A 17,835-nucleotide genomic window follows, 5' to 3' on the forward strand; every position below is an offset into this window, starting at 1 on the left:
GCGACTGCCCCCTGCCCAGGGCAACTCAAAGATCATTTACGGGACAACCCTTAGGGACACACCCGAACCCGGCGATCACGGGATTCCCGCCCGGCCTGGTACTGGGTGCCGTGCACCCTGCGGACGCTGCGGCTCTCCAGGCCAAGAGCGATCTGATCGTGGCGTACAACAACGCGGCCGGTCAGGCCGAGGACTTCGACCTTCCGGCGGCAATCGGCTCGGGGACGTCCGGCCCCACAGAGCTGATTCCGGGCGTCTACACGAGAGACCCCGCCGGCAGTGTCGGACTCACCGGCGACCTGGTCCTGAATGCGGGGGGAAACCCCAATTCGGTCTGGGTGTTCCAGATTCCTGCAGCCCTGACGACGGCAACCTCCAGCCGAATTCTCCTCACGAACGGCGCTTCGCCGTGCAACGTGTTCTGGCAGATCGGGAGTTCGGCGGAGCTCAACACCAACACCACTTTCGTGGGCACCATCATGGCGCTGACCTCGATCTTCCTGCGAACGGGGACGAACATCGAGGGCCGGGCGCTGGCCCGTAACGGCGAAGTGACGCTGGACAACAACCGGATCTTCCTCGGCGGGTGCGCCACCGGCGGAACTACCTCCGGAACGACGACCGGAACGACGACTGGAACGACGACCGGAACGACCACGGGCACGACCGCCGGAACGCCGACTGCCGGATCGACGACCGGTACGACCGTGGGTCTGATCGGTGGCGGCCTCCTGGGCGGACCGATCGTCGAGCTCGTGTCCGGCGGCACCTCGGGGAACATCGCCGGAAACACGGCCGGGAACACGACCGGTGGCAACACGACTGGCGGGACCATCACCGGAGGGAACGTCACCGGAGGGAACGGCGGTCAGCCCGGCGGGCCGGACCACGGTGGGCCGGGCAATGGCGGCCAGGACCACGGCAGCATGGAGCACCACGGGCAGGGCAATGGGCCCGAGGAGGGACCCGGTAAGCCGGACCACGGCCACGACCACGGCCACGGCCACGGCCACTATGGGAAGCCCGGCGACCACTACGGCTACGGCTACGGCGACAAGCCCGAGGGTCACGAGGGTCACGAAGGCCACGAAGGCCACGAGGACTAGGCAGCAGGCTGCACGAAGCCCGTTCATCGGATGACGGCGCGCGGCGGAATCCTCATCGAATCCGCCGCGCGCCGTCAGTGAGAGTCGCAGAGACCTCAGGCGAACAGCAGACATGAGAAAGACCGGGTGGGCGGTGTCGATCGGAATTGAATCTGTGGGTGTGAAGGGACTTCATCAGTACGATTCCGGTCCGGCCCCCCAGGAGTGCCATGACGGAGCGGTCAGACCGGGTAAGTCGCCCATGGGTGTTCGTACGCTGAAAGCAGGGCTGCACACCGCCGTAGCCCTCTGTCTGGTGACGACCCTGGTCCACGTCGCCTTGGTGTTTCTTCATGTGGCCCCGTCCAACCCTGTATCGAAGCGGTACAGCTCACAAATCAATGGATGGGTGTATCCGCTCTTCGAACAGAACTGGCGGCTCTTCGCCCCGGACCCCGACTCCTTCAACCGAAAAATCCTGGTGAGAACCGCACACACCGACTCCAAAGGTTCGGTGCAGGTGACCCCCTGGTTCGACCTGGCTGCCGTGGACCATTCCGCAGTCGACCACAATGTATTTCCGAGCCATACGTCCCAGAACCTTCTGCGCCGCGCTTGGACCTCTTATGTCGAGACACACGGAGGAAGCGACACGGCACGCTCGGAACGGGCCCTGATGTTGCAGAAGTACCTGCGCAACATCGCCGCGGACCGCGTCGCCGCCCACAACGACGGCGGCACTTTCGACTTCATTCAGCTCCGGGTCGTCACACTGCCCGTCGCTGCGCCCGGCACAGTGGCCGGGGACCGCCCGCCGGCACCCACCGAGGACCGGCTCCTGCCCTGGTGGAAGGTGACCTCCCATGGGAAATGAGCAGATCCCCCAGCCCGCCTCCACGCCAGCCACGCAGCACCGACCTACGACCCAGGAGACTTCGGTCGCCGGCACGGCCCACCGGTGGCTCCTCGACCGGATCGGCGATCTGTGGGCGCTTCTCACCGACCGGCCGATCTCCCTGTACGCTGCCTCGGTTCTGCGCATCGGCTACGGGCTGCTCTACCTGATCTTCCTGCTGCGCGAGTTCCCGCACCGTGACGAGATCTGGGGCCCCGGCTCCCCCTGGACACCCGCGCTGGCAGAACAGCTCTTCGACCAGACGGGCTGGAACAGCATCCTGCTCCTGTCCGACAGCCGTGCCTACTTCGAGCTCTGCTACGTGACGGCCCTCGTCACGTCCGCGCTGTTCATGCTGGGCTGGCGGACCCGCGTCGTGTCCGTCCTCTTCGCCGTCGTGGTGACCTCGTTCCATGCCAGATCGATCTTCATGACGGACGGGGGCGACAACCTGACCCTGCTGATGGCTCTCTACCTCGTCCTCACCGCGTGCGGTCGGCGCTGGTCCCTGGACGCACGCCGAGATCGGCTCAAGGCAGCCCGTGCGGGCAACGCGCCGGAGCCGGTGAGGAGCCTCTACGCACAGCAACTCCACGATGCCCGTACCACCTTGATCACAGTGGTGCACAACTGCGGCATCCTCGTCATCGCGGCACAGGTCTGCTTCCTCTACGGATCGGCCGGCCTGTACAAGATCCAGGGCCCTACCTGGGGCGGCGGCACCGCTCTGCATTACGCGCTGAACCTCGAACTCTTCCAGCCCTGGCCCGCGCTCTCCCACCTCGTGGACGAGTACCCGATGGTGATCGCGATCGCCGGCTACCTGACGGTGCTCCTGCAGGTCGCCTTCCCGTTCGTACTCTTCGGCAAGCTCAAGTACCCCGTTCTGACCGTGCTGCTGGGCATGCACATCGGCATCGCAGTGCTCCTGGGACTGCCCCTCTTCTCCGGCGCGATGATCATCGCGGACGCCGTTTTCCTTCCCGACCGCTTCTACGCCTTCCTGCCTCGCCTGTGGCGACGCGCAGCACGGCTCACAGGGATGTGGCGACCGGCACCCGGCCGAGCGGCGGAATTCGGATCCGTACCATCGCAGGACAGGCCAGGCGTACCCGGCTCCAAGCATCGGGCCGCTGCCTGCACAGAAGGACACCACGCTGCTACCGGGCTGGCATCCGAGCAGAGCTGAGCAGCCGCGCGGACCGCAGCGCGGTCACGGGCCATGCCCGCCTCGGTGTGGCCCGCGTACGGGAAAAGGCATCGGGCATCCGCGGGATGTTGTCCAGACCTCTGACCCCGGTTGGAAACTCAGCCCCGCTGGTTGAGAGCTCGGGTGAGGTCCCCGCTCACGGCGTTGAGGTGCCCTCGGGGTTGGTCTTCGTCCGCAGCAACAGCTCCAGCCGTGCCCTTCCTCCTCGAACTCCATGTGCCGGATTCCCTCGTGGGCGAGGGTGACCACCGCGGGAGTGTTGCCCGGCTCCCAGTCGACGGTGATCAACCCTTCGCCCGCCAGGTAGGTTCAGGCGGCGGCCAAGTCCTGTTCCGGTACGTGGAGGTCGCGCCGCAGCTGTCCGGTGATGCCGAGGAGGCGGTTGCCTTCGAAGGCTTCGGACAGGACTCGGAGCACCCGTTCGCGGTAGGTCTTGCGTTCGCGCAGCGTGGCCATGACCGCGTCCTCTCGTGTGCGGGGGTCGGCTTCCGGGCCTGGGCTCTTAGGTTTCGTCGGAGTGTGCGCCGGTGCCGGCGGGGGTTCTGCTGGCGGCCGCAGGTGCGGGGCCCCGCCCGGCCGCAGCTCCTCGTTCTGGGCCGCAACGACGCGGCCGGCCGGCTGTGCGCGGTCGCCCGGACGGTAGCGCTCCGCCCGGACGTAGCCGGGCGGGTCGGTGAGCACCTGGCTGGGCCCGGCCCGGGCATCGCCGCCGCGTAGGGCAGTCGTGACGTCCTGGATGCGGTGTTGGTCCGCCCGGATGTGGTAGCGGAGATCAGTGGACCGGGGCGGGGTTTTCCCGCACCCGCTGCGCTTCGTACCGCCGCACGCTGGCAGGACACCATCCGCGAGAATCGCCCCCGGCCCAGCAGACTGGACCCCTACAAGCCCTACCTGGAGCGACGCTTCGCCGAGGGATGGATCATCGTCACCCACCTACACCGTGAACTCGTTGCCGACAACGCCCCCGTCACCTACCAGATGGTCCGCAACCACATCGCCGACCTCCGTGGGACTCCGGCTGGAGGCCGACGGCCTCCAGGATGGGGTGGTGGTTGACGTAGGCGGGGTCGCTGAGCCACACCGTGGCGCCCGGGCGGGTCCGGGAGATCAGATCCGCCAGCAGCCGCAGCGCGCCGCTGCCCGCGACGGTCTGGACCGCAATGGCCCGGTCGGCCGCGCCGCCGGAGCCCAGGACCAGCGACAGCATCGCGCGGTAGAAGGCGGTGTTTCCGGAGAGCCCCCGGTACTCCTTGGAGTCGGAGCGCTCCGCCAGGCGTATCTCGGCCTCGCGGACGGCGGGAGGAGGAGCTCAAGCATCTACGGGACCCTTGGTGTCGAGGGGTGTGCTGGTCGGCCTGGGGGCCGGCCATGGGGGACCGGGCCGATCGCGGCCGGGGGCGCCGGTTGGCGAGTACGACGTCCGCGGTGATGAGGGGTACGCCGATGAGCACGCTGAGCGTCGGGGACTCGTCGAGCAGGGGGACGGCGACGGGGCTGAGGCTCCCGACCACGGAGCTGCGTTCCGCACCGAGCCGGCGGATGGCGAACGCGTACAGCAGCCCGGCGCAGGCAGACCCCGAGCCCTTGCACCAGCAGGAACAGCAGGATGTCGGATTCGGCGGCGGACGCCAGGCCGGTGGGGAGCACGCCGGTCAGGACCAGGAGGGCCACCACGGCGAGGGACGGCAGGCACAGCAGCCCGATCGATCCGACCGGGTCGAGCTCCACCTCCTTCAGGCCGACGGTGTAGAGGGCCCACAGCCCGCTGGTGACGAGGAGGACGCCGACGCCGACCAGTACGTCCGTGTCCAGCGGGACGACGTGGTGCCAGACGAGCGCGACCACGCCCACGGCGATCAGCGCGAGCCCGGCTGCCTGCGTCCCCCGGCGCGCGCCCCGGCCGACGACGACCATGAGCGCGCTGACGAAGAGCGGGACCATTCCGGGGATGAGCGAGCCGACGAACGCCGCCGAGGTCAGGGAGCCGCCGTACATCGCGGCGAGGAAGAACGGGACCCCCGCGCCCAGATGATCTTGGCGGCGGTGGCCGGGCGTACGGCGGCGATGCGCTGGCGACGCCACCACAACGCGGGCGCCTACGGCAGCGTCAAGCAGTCCAGGATCCACCCGGCTCCCGCGTGAGGCCGCCGGTTCACTGTTGCGCGGGGTCCGGCAGCGGCTGCTCCGACCAGATGATCTTCCCGTCGGGTGTGTAGCGGGTACCCCACCTGCGGCTGATCTGGGCCACCAGGAAGAGCCCGCGGCCCCCCTCGTCCATGGTCGCGGCGTACCGCAGATGCGGCGAGGTGCTGCTGCCGTCGGAGACCTCGCAGGTCAGAAGCTTGTCGTCGTTCAGCAGCCGGACGCGGACCGGTGCGCTGCCGTGCCGGATGGCGTTCGTGACGAGTTCGCTGAGTACGAGCTCCATACCGAAGGCGAGCTCGGACAAACCCCATCCCTCCAGCTTCTCCACGGCGCGGGCCCGCACGGCTGCGACGGCGCTCGGCTCGAAGGGCACCTCCCAGTCGGCGATGCGGTCCGCGCCGAGCGCCCGCGTCCGCGCGACCAGGACGGCCACGTCGTCGCGGGGGCGCACGGGCAGCAGCTCCTTCAGGACCGCCCGGCAGGTCTCGTGCGGCCCCCGGTCGGGGTGGGCGAGTGCCGAACGCAGCAACTCGAGCCCCTCGTCGATGTCCCGGCCCGGGTCCTCGATCAGGCCGTCGGTGTACAGCACCAGCTGCGAACCCTCGCTCAGGTCCAGCTCCGCCGACTCGAAGGGGAAGCCACCCAGCCCCAGTGGCGCGCCCGGGGGCAGGTCGGGAAGCTCCGTGGAGCCGTCCGGGCGCACCACGAACGGCGGCACGTGCCCCGCGCGGGCTACCGTGCACCGCTGGGTCACCGCGTCGTACACGGCGTACAGGCAGGTCGCTCCGAGCAGGCCACTGCCGTCGACACTGCCCTCCCTGCTCTGGTCGATGTACTGGACGAGGTCGTCGAGACGGGCCAGGAGTTCGTCGGGAGGCAGGTCCAGGGACGAGAAGTTGAGCACGGCCGTGCGCAGCTGGCCCATGGTGGCCGCGGCGTGCATCCCGTGACCGACGACGTCGCCCACGACCAGGGCGACCCGGCTGCCGGGGAGCGGGATCACGTCGAACCAGTCGCCGCCGACCCCGGAATGTGCCGGCAGGTAGTAGTGCGCCACCTCCACGGCGCTCTGCTCGGGCAGGTCGCGCGGCAGCAGGCTGTGCTGGAGCGCCACGGCCAGGGTGTGCTCGCGGGTGTAGCGACGGGCGTTGTCGATGGTCACGCCGGCCCGGGCCACGAGCTCCTCGGCGAGCGAGAGGTCCTCTTCGTTGAAGGGTTCCGGTTTCCGCGAGCGCCAGAAGTTGGCCACGCCGAGTACCACACCGCGGGCCTTGAGGGGAGCGGTGATCAGGGAGTGGATCCCGAAGTCGATGATCTCCTGAGCCCGTGGGGGGTCCTGGGCGTGCCAGCCGGGTGCGTCGGCGAGGGAGGAGACCACCTCGGCCCGCCCGCTGCTGAAGCCGCGTGCCTGCGGGGTGGAGGGCACGAAGTCGATCAGCCTGCCGCGCGGATAGAGCGGCGAGTCGTCGCGGATGCCGCTGGCCCCGGTACGGCGCAGCTCCGCATCCGCGGTGGGCTCGTCCCCGTGGAGCACGGGCTCGGCCAGGTCCACGGTCACGAAGTCCGCGAAGCGCGGTACGGCGACGTCGGCGAGCTCCTGGGCGGTCTGTTCCACGTCGAGGGTGGTGCCCACGCCGACGCCGGCGTCGTACAGCAGCCTCAGTCGCCTGCGGGCCGCATCCGCCCGGGTGCTCAGGACGCGCATGTCGGTGGAGTCGCGGATGGTGACGGCCGCCCCCTCGGGTCCGCCGCCGGCCCGCGTCGGCCTCTGATTGATCACCAGCAGCCGGTCCCCGGCCTCGAGCACCTCGTCGGTGGCCGCCCGGCCGGACAGCAGGAGGTCGGCCACGTGCCGGTCGAGGCCGGGCAGCTGCCGGATGAGTGCCCCTTCGGCATCGGGGGGAAGCCGGAGCAGCCGCTTCGCCTCGTCGTTCGCGAGCAGTAGCCTGCCCTCGCCGTCGGTGATCAGCACGCCCTCGCGGACGGCGTGCAGCACCGCGTCGTGGTGCTCGTACATCCGTGTCATCTCCAGCGGGCCGAGCCCGTGGGTCTGGCGCCGGAGCCGTCCGCTGATCAGTGCCGCGCCCGCGGTGGCCAGTGCGAGACCGGCCGCACTGACGCCGAGGATCACGGGGAGCTGCCGGTTGACCACACCGGCGACGTTCTTCACGGTGAGTCCGGCGGACACCAGTGCCACGACCCGGCCGTCGTCCGAGAAGACCGGCACCACGGCCTGGATCTCGTTGCCCAGCGGACCAGCCACGCTCTCCGTGTACACGTGGCCGGCGAGCGAGGGCGCGATCGTGCCGACGAACCGCTTGCCGATGCGGTCGGGGAGGGGGTGGGTGTACCGGATCCCCTCGGTGTCCATCACCACGATGAAGTCCACCCCGGCGGCCTTCCGCGTCGCCTCGGTGCGCGGCTGGAGCAGCGCGGAGGGATCGGGGGAACGAAGGGCCTCCTGCAGCCCGAGCGAGTGTGCGAACGTCTCGGCGACCGCCACGGACCGCGCGCGGGCCTCGCGGTCGACGTCGTGGCGCGACTGGAGCACCAGCGCCAGCACAGCACCGGCAGCGAGCAGCACCACGACCGCCAGCTGGAGGACGAATACCTGCCTGGCGACGCTCCGCGGGCGATGTCTGTTCAGTGACCGCACCGACGCCCCCGGTACGGGTTGCAAGGACGGGTCACGATTCCAGTTGTAGCACTGTCGACGGCCCGCGGTACCCCGGTCGCCGATCCCACGCCGCCGAAGAGCCGCCCGACCACCACAGTGGCGGCGCTGGCCGCGGCCATGAACCGCTGCGAATGACACCCCCGCCGGTTTTTTCGGCCCCGGTGCTCAGACCGAGCCGTACCTCGGTCGGGGGCGATCGTGCGGGCCGTGCCGCACGTCAGCCGGCGAACCCCGGCACCACCAGACCTGATCCGTACGCGATCACCACCGCGTGGGTCCGGTTCTGCGCGCCGAGCTTGGTCAGCACGTTCCCGACGTGCGTCTTCACCGTCTCCAGGCTCACCATGAGTGACTGGGCGATGTCCGGTTTGGGCAGGCCGGTGGCCATCAGCCGCAGCACCTCCTCCTCCCGCCCCGTCAGCGCCGCCTTCGGCAGCGCCTCCGCAGAGCCCAGCGGGCGGGCGGCGACCATCCGGCGCAGGGCCGCCGGGAAGAGGATCGCCTCTCCCGCGGCCACCACGCGTACCGCCTCGGCGATCTGCCGGACCGGAAGCCGCTTGAGCACGAAGCTGCTGGCCCCCGCGCTGAGCGCCGCGGTGACGTAACCGTCGTTCTCGAAGGTGGTGATCACCACGACCTTCGACGGTCCGACGGGCGGGGCCGGCTCGGCAAGGAGCTGCCGGGTGGCCTCGATCCCGTTGCACCTCGGCATCCGCACATCCATTAGAACCACCTCCAGTCGCAGCAGCCGCGCCTGCTCTACGGCCTCGACGCCGTCGGCTGCTTCTCCCACCACCGCGATCCCCGGCTGCGCCGCGAGCAAGGTGCGCAGACCGCTACGGGAAGCCGAGCTCCTCGAAGCTCTCCTGCCCGACCAGGGGCCCCACTGACCGGCGGACGATGGCGCTAGAAGAGGCCGGTGGAGGTGTACTGCGTGAGGTTCGCAAGGATCTCGCGCAGCCACGGGCTGCGAACGGCTGGTAGCCGGACCAGGGTGTGCTGGAACGTTCCCCTGTCGGCCCGGAACAGGTGAATGGGGCGAGGCGGAAGCGGGTCGTCGCGGAGGACGTCGTGGGGTATCCCGCCCGACGCGGGAACCGGCAAGTACGGCTGGGGGGATACCAACCACAGCCAGACCCCCAGCGGCAGCGGGTATGCCGATACAGCCGGGCTGGCTGGGGTCCAGGTCTGACCCGTCTGCGGATGGATCGGCACCAGGAGGATGTCGACGCCTGCGTCGGGAGCGGGCCGTCCAGGTCCAGCCAGGACGGCGCGCCGCTTCGGCGGGCCCGCGGGCAGCAGGGCGTCGAGCGCGCGTTGGAACACGTCCCCGGTCAGACCGCCTGGGACCTTCACCGGTTGCCCTTCGGAGGCGACCAGTAGGTGGGCGAGCGCCTGGCCAGCTCCCGCCTCCCATTGCGGACTCCACGACCAGTAATGGCTCGACCCGAGCCGTCCGCCCCACGTGGCCATTGGCTCGAACGGGGGCGTGCTCTCCCCGTTCTCGGTCAGTTCCTCCCAGGAGCGCGGCGCAGCGTCGACGCCGTCTAGGAGGACTCGGTACACGGCATCTGAGCTGAGCCGCACTGCCTGCCAGAGCGAGCAGTCGTCGATCCTGGTCGCCAGAGGTAGGTCGCACGCCACGCAGGCCAAGTTGGGGCCGTCGGCCCCGTCGAGGCCACAGCAGGCACCGCCGCGCTTCTCGGGGATCAGCCGGGTTCCGCGGATATCACCGGGCGCGATGACAGCCGCGGCGGGCGCGCTGTCGGACAGGGCGTAAACCGGCGCGTAGATGCCGCGTGCCTCCGCACCGGAGCCTCGGCCAGCGGGCCAGGGAGCCGACACGGAAGTGAAGGATGCTGTCACCGGCGGGGCTTCTCTTCCATGGCATGACGGGGCTGCCGTCATGGATGCCGTCTACTGGAAGCTCACCGCACCCCAACGGAGCGACTTCATCCTTCGATATTTCCAGGTCAGTACCGGAGTCGAGGCCGTCATCGAAGACATGAGGGGCACCCTTACCTCAGAGGCCCGCATCCAACTCGCGGCCATCCTGCAGCAGGTCTCGAACGGACTCCTCAAGGATGGGTAACCCGCCGGAAAACCGGCGGAGGGGCAGCGCACGGTGCTCGTCGAGTGCCTCTGCCGTTCACGGCGCGTAGGCCGTAGCAGTGACTCCTAGTGGCTCCGTCTCGCTGACTGCGGGATGGAGCCACTCCGTGTTTTACGGCCGTAAAACTGCTGCCCACGACGCTGCCATGCCACGACTGAGCTGAGGCCGGGCGCGGGCGGCCGTTCCGCGCGCCGGTCACCTGCTGGGCAATCGTTGGGCCCAGCAGGAGGACCCAGGGTCGGGACCCGGCCCGCGCCACAGGCCCGACCCTGGGGCGTTTCAGCGGCGGCTGCCGGCGGCCTCCTTGAGCCCGAGGTCGAGATTGGTGGAGTTGAGGACATCCGGAGGCTCGACCAGTGGGGGCTCTACCGTCCGTGAGCGGAAGGGGATCACCTGTGCATCGTGTTCCTCCTCCGCGTCATCGCTTCCCTGAGCGCCACGGGCGCCGTCGGTTGGCTCTGTCGTCCACCATGTGCCCTGCCGATACGCGAGCTGTTGGCTTGTGGTGGCGTGTTCCTCTTGGTGGGGGACCGGCGCGTCCTGCCTGCCGGCCTCCCAGCTGGGTGGGCTGGCCGCCAGTAGCAGTGACAGCAGAAGCCCGGCGGATCGGCTGGAGAGAATCCGGGCCGCCTGGATGAGCCTGTGGCGCTGTCCGACGGGCAGCGCCAGCGCCACGCAGCCGACCTCGCCGTCGATGACGAGTGGGACGGCCACGCAGACCTGGCCGTCGGAGTACTCCAGGATGTCGAACTGGGCGGCGTGCGGGCCGTGACCGTCCAGGTTGTGAAAGAGCTTCGCGCCGTCGGTGATGGTGCGCTGGGTGAGCGCGATCGGTCGGTGCCTTGAGAGGTGGTCCATTCGCTGGTCGAAGTCGAGCTGGGCGAGAAGGCTCTTGCCGACCGCGGTGGCGTGTGCCGCCTCCGCGAAAGCCACCCTCTCCTCGACGCCCGGGGCGTTCGGCCCGTCCGACCACTTGAGGATCGAAACTTCCCCGTGGCTGTAGGTGCTGATGTAGACGGCCGCGCCGACGGCGTCCCGGAGCCCGGCGAGCACCTGGTCGACGACCGCCCCCGGCTGACCAGCTTCGGGCACGGCGATCAGCCGCAGCGCCGGCCCGGGCACGTACCCGCCGTCGCGAGTGAGGAGGGTCAGGTGCTGCTGGCACAGCCACATCAGCAGGCGTTGCATCACTTGGTGCGGGAGGCTGGTGGCCCGGGCCAAGTGGCGTTCGCTAACCGGTCGGCCCGCTCCCGCGATGATCTGGAGGACCTCGAGGACCCGCTGCGCGGACTGCCAGCGCTGAAGGGGCCGGCTGGGGGGTGGGACCTGCTGCGCCAGGTGCGTCAGGGATGCATGCCGCAATGGAGCGGCCGACCACACCAAACCACGCCTCAGCGCCTCTGGCGATTGCGGTTCCGATGGTGGCGGGGCGACTGGGGCCGTGCCCGTGGGCTGCTCCTCCGGCGCGGTGCTCGTATGCCGGGGCTAGGGGATCCGACCGGCGAACGAATCGCGCCTGCGGACAGCAGCCAGGAGGGTCCGCACGTCGGCGGCGAACTCGCCGTCCTGTTCCGGGGCGACGCTTTCCCGGTCGGCGAGGCCGATATCGGCGAGATCCCACCCGGCCTGCCGCAGGAGGGTCCGAGCGTCCTCATGTCCCCACCGGGCGGCGCTCACCACGGCGGTGACGGCCCGGGAGGCCGCGTCCGGCCCTGACTGCCGCCACAAAGTCACGGCCAGACGAAACGCTGCCCCGGGGTGGCTGTCCTCGCACGCACGCCGGAGCCAGTTCCGTGCCCGGTCCAGCTCGCCCATGCGCAGCGCCTTCGACCCGAGCCTGTAGCACGAGTTCGCGTGAAGGCGCCGCTCAAGCTCCTCACCCCGCGACGCCCGCCGCGGGCCCCAGTCGCCCTCGGGCCGGTCCCAGAAGTCGGCTCCCCTCAGCCCGGACAGCAGGGCGGCGAACGCGGAAGGCTCCGCCGGCCTGCCGGTGCTGCCCCGTTCGCTGTCATTGACGTTCACATCACTCACCTGTGTCCTCTTCCCGGCGCCGGGTCTTCCTGTGCCGATCGCGGATGTAGAGCTGGAGCTGCTCGTCTTCCCTCAGCTCGGCTGCTGCCTTGGTCATCAGGGTCTGGATGCGAGCCGGCTCCCGGTTCATGTGGTCCGCGATGGCCTGGTCGTCCATGCCGAGGCTCCGCATCTCCGCGACGTCCCTGCGCTGTGTCTTCTTCATCCGCCTGACGGCAGGTATGACGAGTTCCTCCAGAGGGTCCAGGGGAGTGTGCGGTGCGATGCCCGCGTAGTCGCCGTGCAGATCCGAGGTCCGGCTAGGGCGCGCGATGATGGTGCGCTCGCACTCCTCGAGCCCAGCGTCGTCGGTGGGGCGGGCCAGCTCGTCGTAGGCGTCGTTCGCGACGTTGTTCGCGGTCTCCTTCATGTACGGCAGCGGGTTGCGGTGTTGCTTGTCTGGGTCCCGCCACCACATGGCGTATGTCCGCACGAGGGCTTCGTGGGCCATGTCATTGACCCAGGACCGCAGCAACGGGTGCCGGTTCCACAGCGACGCGGCGGTGATACGGGTCCACTCCGCCGCGTGCCTCTCGAAGAGCGTGCGCGCGGCCTCTTGCCACGGCTGCTCTTCCTCGTCCGGGGTATCTACCACGGGCCACGCCCCTGCTCACTGGTATCGAAGAGGAGGGCGGCCGCTGGCATCGTCCAGACCGTCATCCGGCCGCCATCCGGCGGCTCCTATCACAGGATGACGAACTGCCCGCAGTCGCACGCACGCTCGGCCTGAGGTCGAAGAGACCCTTCGCGTCCCACTCGTCCGCGCAGAGTCTTCGCCCAGGCCCGGCGCAAGGCGATCACCAGGGGGGTCACGCCGGCCACGGCCGAGATGACCCCGGCCACGTCCAGGGCTGTCAATTCACGCTCCACATGTTCGTTCGGAGAGCAACGCATCCGCGTCACGCCTCTCTTACGGCTTGGGGGGCCTGAACTTTCCTCCCGAACGAAAGTGATCGAAACCGGCGAGCATCTATCGATGACTGTCTGATCCCGACCGGCCTGGTTCCGAAGACCGGCCGGGACAAGAAGGCTGAGCTGCGCAAGCAGCGCAAGCGGCTCAAGGCGGCCGGGATACGCCGGTTCTACGCCGGGCAGTCGGGCCGGCCCCGGCCCCGGCGGAACCGGATCGGCAGTGCCGCCGCGCGCCGCGATGCGCGCGCACTGTCCCGGGTGCGGCACTCGAACGCCTGGTTGTGGTGACGATGCCGAGCATCGTCCACCGAGTGCACCACACGATGTTCTACATCCGGTGCACGATGCAGAACATCGGATGCTGAGCATCGAGTGCCCTCCTGGGCGGATCCCACCCGGTGGGCTCCACTCCGGTGCGCACCGCGATGACGGCACCGCACCCGGTGCGCACCCACCCGATGATGTCCGACACTCTCGCGTGCGCCCGCGCACCCGATGTCCGGCACGGCACCGGATGCGCACCGGGCCGGCCACCCCTTGACCAGCTTCGGCCGGGCGCCCGTTTCTCCTTGACCAGGTTCGCTACCCGGTGCGTTTCCCCTTGACCAGCCCCTCCGTGTCCATCGATCATGCCCCGGTCAAGGGGGTCTGTGATATAGACGCCCGCTCGCCTACGGGGCGCGCACCAGGTGCGGTGCGACGGCGTGGTGGCGCGCACCGTGATGCGCGCGGTGCCGGGCACGATGCGCGCGATGCGCACCCGGTGCGCGTGGTGCGGTGCATCGTGCGGCGGTGGTGCGCACCCGATGCGCACCACCGACATCGATAGTGCGCACTACATGGCTGTGATGCGCACCGGGTACGAACCGGCCGGTGCGGGGGGCACCTGCATAGCCTGGCCCACGGCGACGGCCTACAGGATGGCCAGGTTGTCGGCCAGGTCCTCCTGGTCCTCGGTGAGGACCTCGGCGATGAAGCCGATGACCGCCTGGGCGATGCCCTGCGCCCCGCCGGGGCCGGCCTGCTGCCAGGTGCGCAGGGTGGCCAGGAAGACGTGGCCGAGGGCCTCCAGGGCGAAGGTGTCCGCGCACGGCTCGTCGTCGTCCGGGTCGGGCAGCGCGGTGACCGGGACGACGATCTGCTCGGCGACGTCCGCGAGCAGGACGGGCATCCGCGGTTCGGCGGCGACGAGCTTGGCGGCGACCTCGGTGTCGCCGGCCTGGACCGCCCGGAGGTAGCCGAAGGCGCTCATTACCGCGGTCGGAGTCAATGGGGAGAGCGGCGAAGCGACGGTGGTCTGGGACATGGACGGCTCCTCGAATACGGGCCGCCCCGCTGATCGTGGCGGCCTCAAAAGGAGCCTGGACCCCCGGGGTTGTGGACAGAGTCCGCGTACCGACGGTGAACACCCATCCCGTGTCCTGGTTCGGACGGCGGCGCGCTTCTCCTTGACCAGGCTCGCTATATGCGACATACCACCCATATTGGCGGGGCAGCTGCTGTCGGGAGCCGGGACTGGGAACTGCGCGGGTGACCGCCGAGCAGCTGCCGTTCCCGGTGCCGGACCAGCGCACCCACCTTTCTGTGCCGCAGTACGCGGACATGCACGAGCTCGTGGCGGGGCCTGGTCGTGCCCGGCGGCGTTCCCGAGGCCGCGGCAACGGTCCTGCGCACCGCCCGCGAACTGCTGCGCCACTCGTACTACTGCTACGAGTTCTCACCGTGGCTGTGCTGCACTCCCTGATCGCGGTGGAGACCGTCCTGCGCTCCAAGATTTCGGACGCGGGCAGGAAGTCGCTGCACCAGCTCATCGAGCGGGGCGCCGCCTCCGGGCTCCTGACAGCCCGGCAGGCCGAGTTCCTCCACGACGGACGTAAGATCCGCAGCGGCATGGCCCATGGGCAGAGCACCCACATGGTGATGTCGCCGGCCATGGCCGCCGGGATGGTGTGCACCTCGTTCACCATCGTCACCGAGCTGTGTTCGGTCCCAGCTGTCCCTGACACTGAAGCCGGACCTTTGCCACCGAAGTTGGACCGCTACGACGCGACAGCGGAACTGCTGCCGGCACGCATTCCGACGGTGGATATGGGTGTCAGGGCCGAAGGTGCTTGAGGGTGAATTGCGGCAGGGCGTAGGGGCCGGCCTGGGGCGCGGCCGGGTCGGTCGGGGAGTCTGCCGCGGGAATGCCTGCGGCATGGAGTTCGGCGTTGTCGACGGGGGTATAGGCCAGTTCCGCCGGGTCGGGGAGTGCCCAGAAACGGCGGGTGTTGTTGGAAACGGCGTATGCCGTGGTGAAGCGGATGGAGGGCGGTGCGACCAGGGCGGCCCGCAGGTAGCCGACAGCGTCGCGCGGGCTCAACCAGGTCGCCAGGTGCCGGGGCTCGGTAGGCAGATGCTCGAAGCTGCCGATGCGCAGACAGACGACGGACAGGCCGAACTTGTCGGCATACAGCTGTCCGAGCGCTTCGACGGCGGCTTTGCTCACCCCGTAGAGGCCGTCGGGGCGTACCGGCTCCTGGGGGCTGGTGAGGTGCGCGGCGGGGTAGAAGCCGGTGACACGATTGCTGCTGGCCAGCACCACCCGCTCGATTCCTCTGCGCCGTGCACCCTCCAGGACGTGGTGCGTGCCGAGCACATTGGTTTCGAGCAGATCGGGGAGGGGTGCCTCGTCGGGCACGCCGCCCAGGTGCAGCACCCGGTCGGCTCCCGCCAAGGCCGACTCCACAGCGGCGGCGTCCCGCAGGTCCACGGTGTGCACGTCCTCGTTCTCGGCCTCTGGGCGGAGCGGCACGCGGTCGAGCAGGATCAACCGCTCCGCCGCGTCCCGCAGCGCCTCCCGCGCCACGGAACCGATGGTGCCCGCCGCTCCCGTTACTGCCACCGTTCCCAGAATCACTGCGTCTCCCCTGATTTCGACAACCCGGGCATCTTCGCTCCCGTTGACCCACTCAGCAAGGCGGTGGGGAACCCGCGGAACTCCAGGGACCTCTTGGGCGAGAGACAAGGACCTCCGGGAGCGCCGCCGACGATCCAACTTCGATGGCAGACGGTCCAGATCCGATGTCAGGGGACACCAGCCCCGCCTGCCTGATGATCACGGACCGGTTACGGTCCCGGGCCGGGTGTCACACCGCGACGGAATCGCACACCTCTAGCAAATGACGGCGGGTTTCCTTCGGAGCCCGCGCCATCTGCATGAGGAGCATCGTCATGACGTACACCAGTAGCGGCCGACAGCCCGAACAGGAGCCGCGCTCAACCTGGTCAAGGGGTGTTGAGCTCCCCTCGGGCGGCCCGGAATCCGGTGCCGTATCCAGTGCCGTGAACGATTCCACGTCGTGCCCAATATCGCAGCTCACACCGTCCGTAAGGGGGCCTCCCGGCATGCTGACACCTCTCCCTCTTCCCCTGAGACGTCAGCGAAGGGGAAGAAGTCCACTCCCACGGCCGGGAAGGTACGGGCCGATGCGCTGCGGTTGCTGGGGTGTGTGCGGATCGCGACGGTGCAGCAGATGGCTCAGGTGATCACGGAGGAGGAGTCGGACGGCCGGTCGTACGTGCGCAGGGTGATGGTGGAACTGGCGGAGCTCGGGCTGGTGGAGACGAACGGCAAGGACGGCAAGGACCAGATCTGGAACCTCACCCCGGCCGGGCAGAAGGCTCTGGCTGACGGCAACGGGCTGCCACCCCGACCGAAGGCCGGCACCGGCGCGAAGGCAGTCCGCGCCGGGTTCGGCCCGCACGCGGTCGCGGTGACCGACACGATCCTCGCCTACACCGACACGGTCCTCGGGAGCCGGGAGTACCTGACCGACTGGCAGGTGGAGGTGAACCACGCCATCAAGGAGACCGGCCTGAGCTTCAACACCGACGCCGTCCTCGCCGTGCCGACCAGGACCAGCGAGGTGCGCTTCTTCGAGCTCGACAACGGCAGCATGTACCAGGCGTGGCCGTCCGGCCTGCGGGGCGCTGCTGCGGAGAGGTCGGCGGCCGGGGTGGTTCGTCACGGGATGGCGTACGCCGGGCCGGGGGAAGGGTGTGTGTGCAAGCGCCACGACTGTGGGGGAGTCGTCCCGGTCTCCTGGTGCCCGGAGCACGGGGACGCGGTGGGCCCGGTGATGGAGTGGCATCCCGGAGGCGGGATCCGCTGCGCGGCGCTGGCCGGACAACGTACGGAGTTGCCCGTCTCGCGGTGACGCCCACGCTGCGCCCGGCGGGCGGGAACCGACGGTCGGAGAGGCCCTGACTTTCGGTGAGTGACGTGTCTGTGACGATTGGTCATGGAAGGATCGCGGGGGTCGGCATGGAGCCGACCGGTAAGAACATGGCTGAGCAGTCCACGCCCAACGCAAAGGGTCCAGCCCCATTCCAGTCGGCGCCCACCCCGGCGGCAGAGGTGAAGCCCACGGGTTCGACCACGCTGACCCCGACCAACGTGGACGGGGTGCCTGCCCTGTCCATCGTCGAAGGGCACACCATCCCCGAGCGCATTGACGTCGTGGACGCTGAAGGCCGTGTGGTGGCCCGCTACACCGCGCACGACGTGCAGGAACGCACTGTCTGGCACTTCGCCAATGGCGGTGAGTGGCATTTCAACAGCGGCGAGCACCAGTTGTCGATGGGTGGTTCTGGTACGAGCGGCTTGCTGCGCTTTGTCGCAAGTGGCACCGCCTAGTACTGCAACGGTCTTTGGGTTGACTGGTTGGCAGCTTCTGGTGGTGTGTG

Annotated in this window: 18 protein-coding genes and 1 pseudogene; 9 read left to right on the forward strand and 10 right to left on the reverse strand. The window is 69.4% G+C overall.

Annotated elements, in window-relative coordinates; translation table 11 throughout:
• The 3 genes from ACFWBF_RS35110 to ACFWBF_RS35120 all read left to right on the forward strand — a co-directional run.
• Positions 1-1,106, forward strand: a 1,106-nt coding sequence (locus ACFWBF_RS35110; RefSeq protein WP_385608900.1) for an ice-binding family protein, incomplete at its 5' end; no start/stop codon positions are given.
• A gap of 241 nt (positions 1,107-1,347) precedes the next feature.
• Positions 1,348-1,959 (forward strand): DUF5819 family protein, encoded by a 612-nt coding sequence (locus ACFWBF_RS35115; protein ID WP_385608901.1) that lies wholly within the window; start codon positions 1,348-1,350, stop codon positions 1,957-1,959.
• Positions 1,949-3,169 carry an HTTM domain-containing protein gene (locus tag ACFWBF_RS35120; protein WP_385608902.1) on the forward strand — a complete coding sequence of 407 codons (1,221 nt, stop codon included), beginning with the start codon at positions 1,949-1,951 and terminating at the stop codon, positions 3,167-3,169. Before ACFWBF_RS35115 ends, ACFWBF_RS35120 begins: the two co-directional genes overlap by 11 nt.
• A 330-nt stretch (positions 3,170-3,499) precedes the next feature.
• Here the strand turns inward: ACFWBF_RS35120 and ACFWBF_RS35125 are convergent, their stop codons facing one another.
• A complete protein-coding gene (locus tag ACFWBF_RS35125) occupies positions 3,500-3,646 on the reverse strand; it encodes a hypothetical protein (protein WP_385608903.1) in 147 nt (48 codons plus the stop codon).
• 511 nt (positions 3,647-4,157) lie between these two features.
• Positions 4,158-4,469, reverse strand: coding sequence for an aminotransferase class I/II-fold pyridoxal phosphate-dependent enzyme (locus ACFWBF_RS35130; protein WP_385608917.1), 312 nt, complete (start codon positions 4,467-4,469; stop codon positions 4,158-4,160).
• Between the two features lie 164 nt (positions 4,470-4,633).
• Here ACFWBF_RS35130 and ACFWBF_RS35135 point away from each other — a divergent pair, with 164 nt between their 5' ends.
• Positions 4,634-5,332, forward strand: a complete 699-nt coding sequence (locus tag ACFWBF_RS35135) for a hypothetical protein (protein WP_385608904.1) — start codon at positions 4,634-4,636, stop codon at positions 5,330-5,332.
• A 10-nt stretch (positions 5,333-5,342) separates the two neighbouring features.
• On the opposite strand, the gene ACFWBF_RS35140 is transcribed toward ACFWBF_RS35135, so the two are convergent.
• From ACFWBF_RS35140 to ACFWBF_RS35150, 3 genes are all read right to left on the reverse strand, one after another.
• Positions 5,343-7,991, reverse strand: a complete 2,649-nt coding sequence (locus ACFWBF_RS35140) for a SpoIIE family protein phosphatase (RefSeq protein ID WP_385608905.1) — start codon at positions 7,989-7,991, stop codon at positions 5,343-5,345.
• A gap of 238 nt (positions 7,992-8,229) precedes the next feature.
• Complete coding sequence (locus ACFWBF_RS35145; protein WP_385608906.1) at positions 8,230-8,976, reverse strand: response regulator; 747 nt, start codon at positions 8,974-8,976, stop codon at positions 8,230-8,232.
• On the reverse strand, positions 8,919-9,878 hold the full coding sequence (locus ACFWBF_RS35150) for a hypothetical protein (RefSeq protein WP_385608907.1): 960 nt from the start codon (positions 9,876-9,878) through the stop codon (positions 8,919-8,921). Before ACFWBF_RS35150 ends, ACFWBF_RS35145 begins: the two co-directional genes overlap by 58 nt.
• Between ACFWBF_RS35150 and ACFWBF_RS35155 the strand changes: the two genes are divergently transcribed.
• The gene (locus ACFWBF_RS35155) at positions 9,862-10,104 is read left to right on the forward strand and encodes a hypothetical protein (protein ID WP_385608908.1); all 243 of its coding nucleotides are present in this window, start codon (positions 9,862-9,864) and stop codon (positions 10,102-10,104) included. The genes ACFWBF_RS35150 and ACFWBF_RS35155 overlap by 17 nt on opposite strands.
• A gap of 300 nt (positions 10,105-10,404) precedes the next feature.
• Here ACFWBF_RS35155 and ACFWBF_RS35160 read toward each other — a convergent pair whose 3' ends face one another.
• From ACFWBF_RS35160 to ACFWBF_RS35170, 3 genes are all read right to left on the reverse strand, one after another.
• Entirely contained in the window at positions 10,405-11,313 is a 909-nt protein-coding gene (locus ACFWBF_RS35160; RefSeq protein ID WP_385608909.1) for an IclR family transcriptional regulator C-terminal domain-containing protein, read from the reverse strand.
• Between the two features lie 297 nt (positions 11,314-11,610).
• A complete protein-coding gene (locus ACFWBF_RS35165; protein WP_385608910.1) occupies positions 11,611-12,156 on the reverse strand; it encodes a hypothetical protein in 546 nt (181 codons plus the stop codon).
• Complete coding sequence (locus tag ACFWBF_RS35170; protein WP_385608911.1) at positions 12,149-12,790, reverse strand: hypothetical protein; 642 nt, start codon at positions 12,788-12,790, stop codon at positions 12,149-12,151. Before ACFWBF_RS35170 ends, ACFWBF_RS35165 begins: the two co-directional genes overlap by 8 nt.
• A gap of 410 nt (positions 12,791-13,200) precedes the next feature.
• Here ACFWBF_RS35170 and ACFWBF_RS35175 point away from each other — a divergent pair.
• A pseudogene (locus tag ACFWBF_RS35175) lies at positions 13,201-13,395 on the forward strand (hypothetical protein); the annotation flags it as partial.
• Between the two features lie 625 nt (positions 13,396-14,020).
• Here the strand turns inward: ACFWBF_RS35175 and ACFWBF_RS35180 are convergent.
• A complete protein-coding gene (locus ACFWBF_RS35180) occupies positions 14,021-14,413 on the reverse strand; it encodes a hypothetical protein (protein WP_385608912.1) in 393 nt (130 codons plus the stop codon).
• 416 nt (positions 14,414-14,829) lie between these two features.
• Between ACFWBF_RS35180 and ACFWBF_RS35185 the strand changes: the two genes are divergently transcribed.
• Positions 14,830-15,222, forward strand: a complete 393-nt coding sequence (locus ACFWBF_RS35185) for a hypothetical protein (protein ID WP_385608913.1) — start codon at positions 14,830-14,832, stop codon at positions 15,220-15,222.
• Here the strand turns inward: ACFWBF_RS35185 and ACFWBF_RS35190 are convergent.
• Positions 15,203-15,991, reverse strand: coding sequence for an NAD-dependent epimerase/dehydratase family protein (locus ACFWBF_RS35190; protein ID WP_385608914.1), 789 nt, complete (start codon positions 15,989-15,991; stop codon positions 15,203-15,205). The two genes, ACFWBF_RS35185 and ACFWBF_RS35190, sit on opposite strands and share 20 nt — an antisense overlap.
• A 631-nt stretch (positions 15,992-16,622) precedes the next feature.
• On the opposite strand from ACFWBF_RS35190, the gene ACFWBF_RS35195 reads away from it, so the two are divergent.
• The gene (locus tag ACFWBF_RS35195; RefSeq protein ID WP_385608915.1) at positions 16,623-17,306 is read left to right on the forward strand and encodes a replication-relaxation family protein; all 684 of its coding nucleotides are present in this window, start codon (positions 16,623-16,625) and stop codon (positions 17,304-17,306) included.
• A 65-nt stretch (positions 17,307-17,371) separates the two neighbouring features.
• Positions 17,372-17,785 (forward strand): hypothetical protein, encoded by a 414-nt coding sequence (locus ACFWBF_RS35200; RefSeq protein WP_385608916.1) that lies wholly within the window; start codon positions 17,372-17,374, stop codon positions 17,783-17,785.
• Positions 17,786-17,835 lie beyond the last annotated feature (50 nt).

The organism is Streptomyces sp. NPDC060028, assembly GCF_042736725.1.
Lineage (GTDB): Bacteria > Actinomycetota > Actinomycetes > Streptomycetales > Streptomycetaceae > Streptomyces.

Bases quoted from the DNA above. Each gene is read 5' to 3' on its own strand.
- ACFWBF_RS35180 (WP_385608912.1), bottom strand. From the start codon at position 14,413: ATGTCCCAGACCACCGTCGCTTCGCCGCTCTCCCCATTGACTCCGACC.
- ACFWBF_RS35195 (WP_385608915.1), top strand. From the start codon at position 16,623: ATGGCTCAGGTGATCACGGAGGAGGAGTCGGACGGCCGGTCGTACGTG.
- ACFWBF_RS35160 (WP_385608909.1), bottom strand. From the start codon at position 11,313: ATGCAACGCCTGCTGATGTGGCTGTGCCAGCAGCACCTGACCCTCCTC.
- ACFWBF_RS35125 (WP_385608903.1), bottom strand. From the start codon at position 3,646: ATGGCCACGCTGCGCGAACGCAAGACCTACCGCGAACGGGTGCTCCGA.
- ACFWBF_RS35135 (WP_385608904.1), top strand. From the start codon at position 4,634: ATGAGCACGCTGAGCGTCGGGGACTCGTCGAGCAGGGGGACGGCGACG.
- ACFWBF_RS35120 (WP_385608902.1), top strand. From the start codon at position 1,949: ATGGGAAATGAGCAGATCCCCCAGCCCGCCTCCACGCCAGCCACGCAG.
- ACFWBF_RS35115 (WP_385608901.1), top strand. From the start codon at position 1,348: ATGGGTGTTCGTACGCTGAAAGCAGGGCTGCACACCGCCGTAGCCCTC.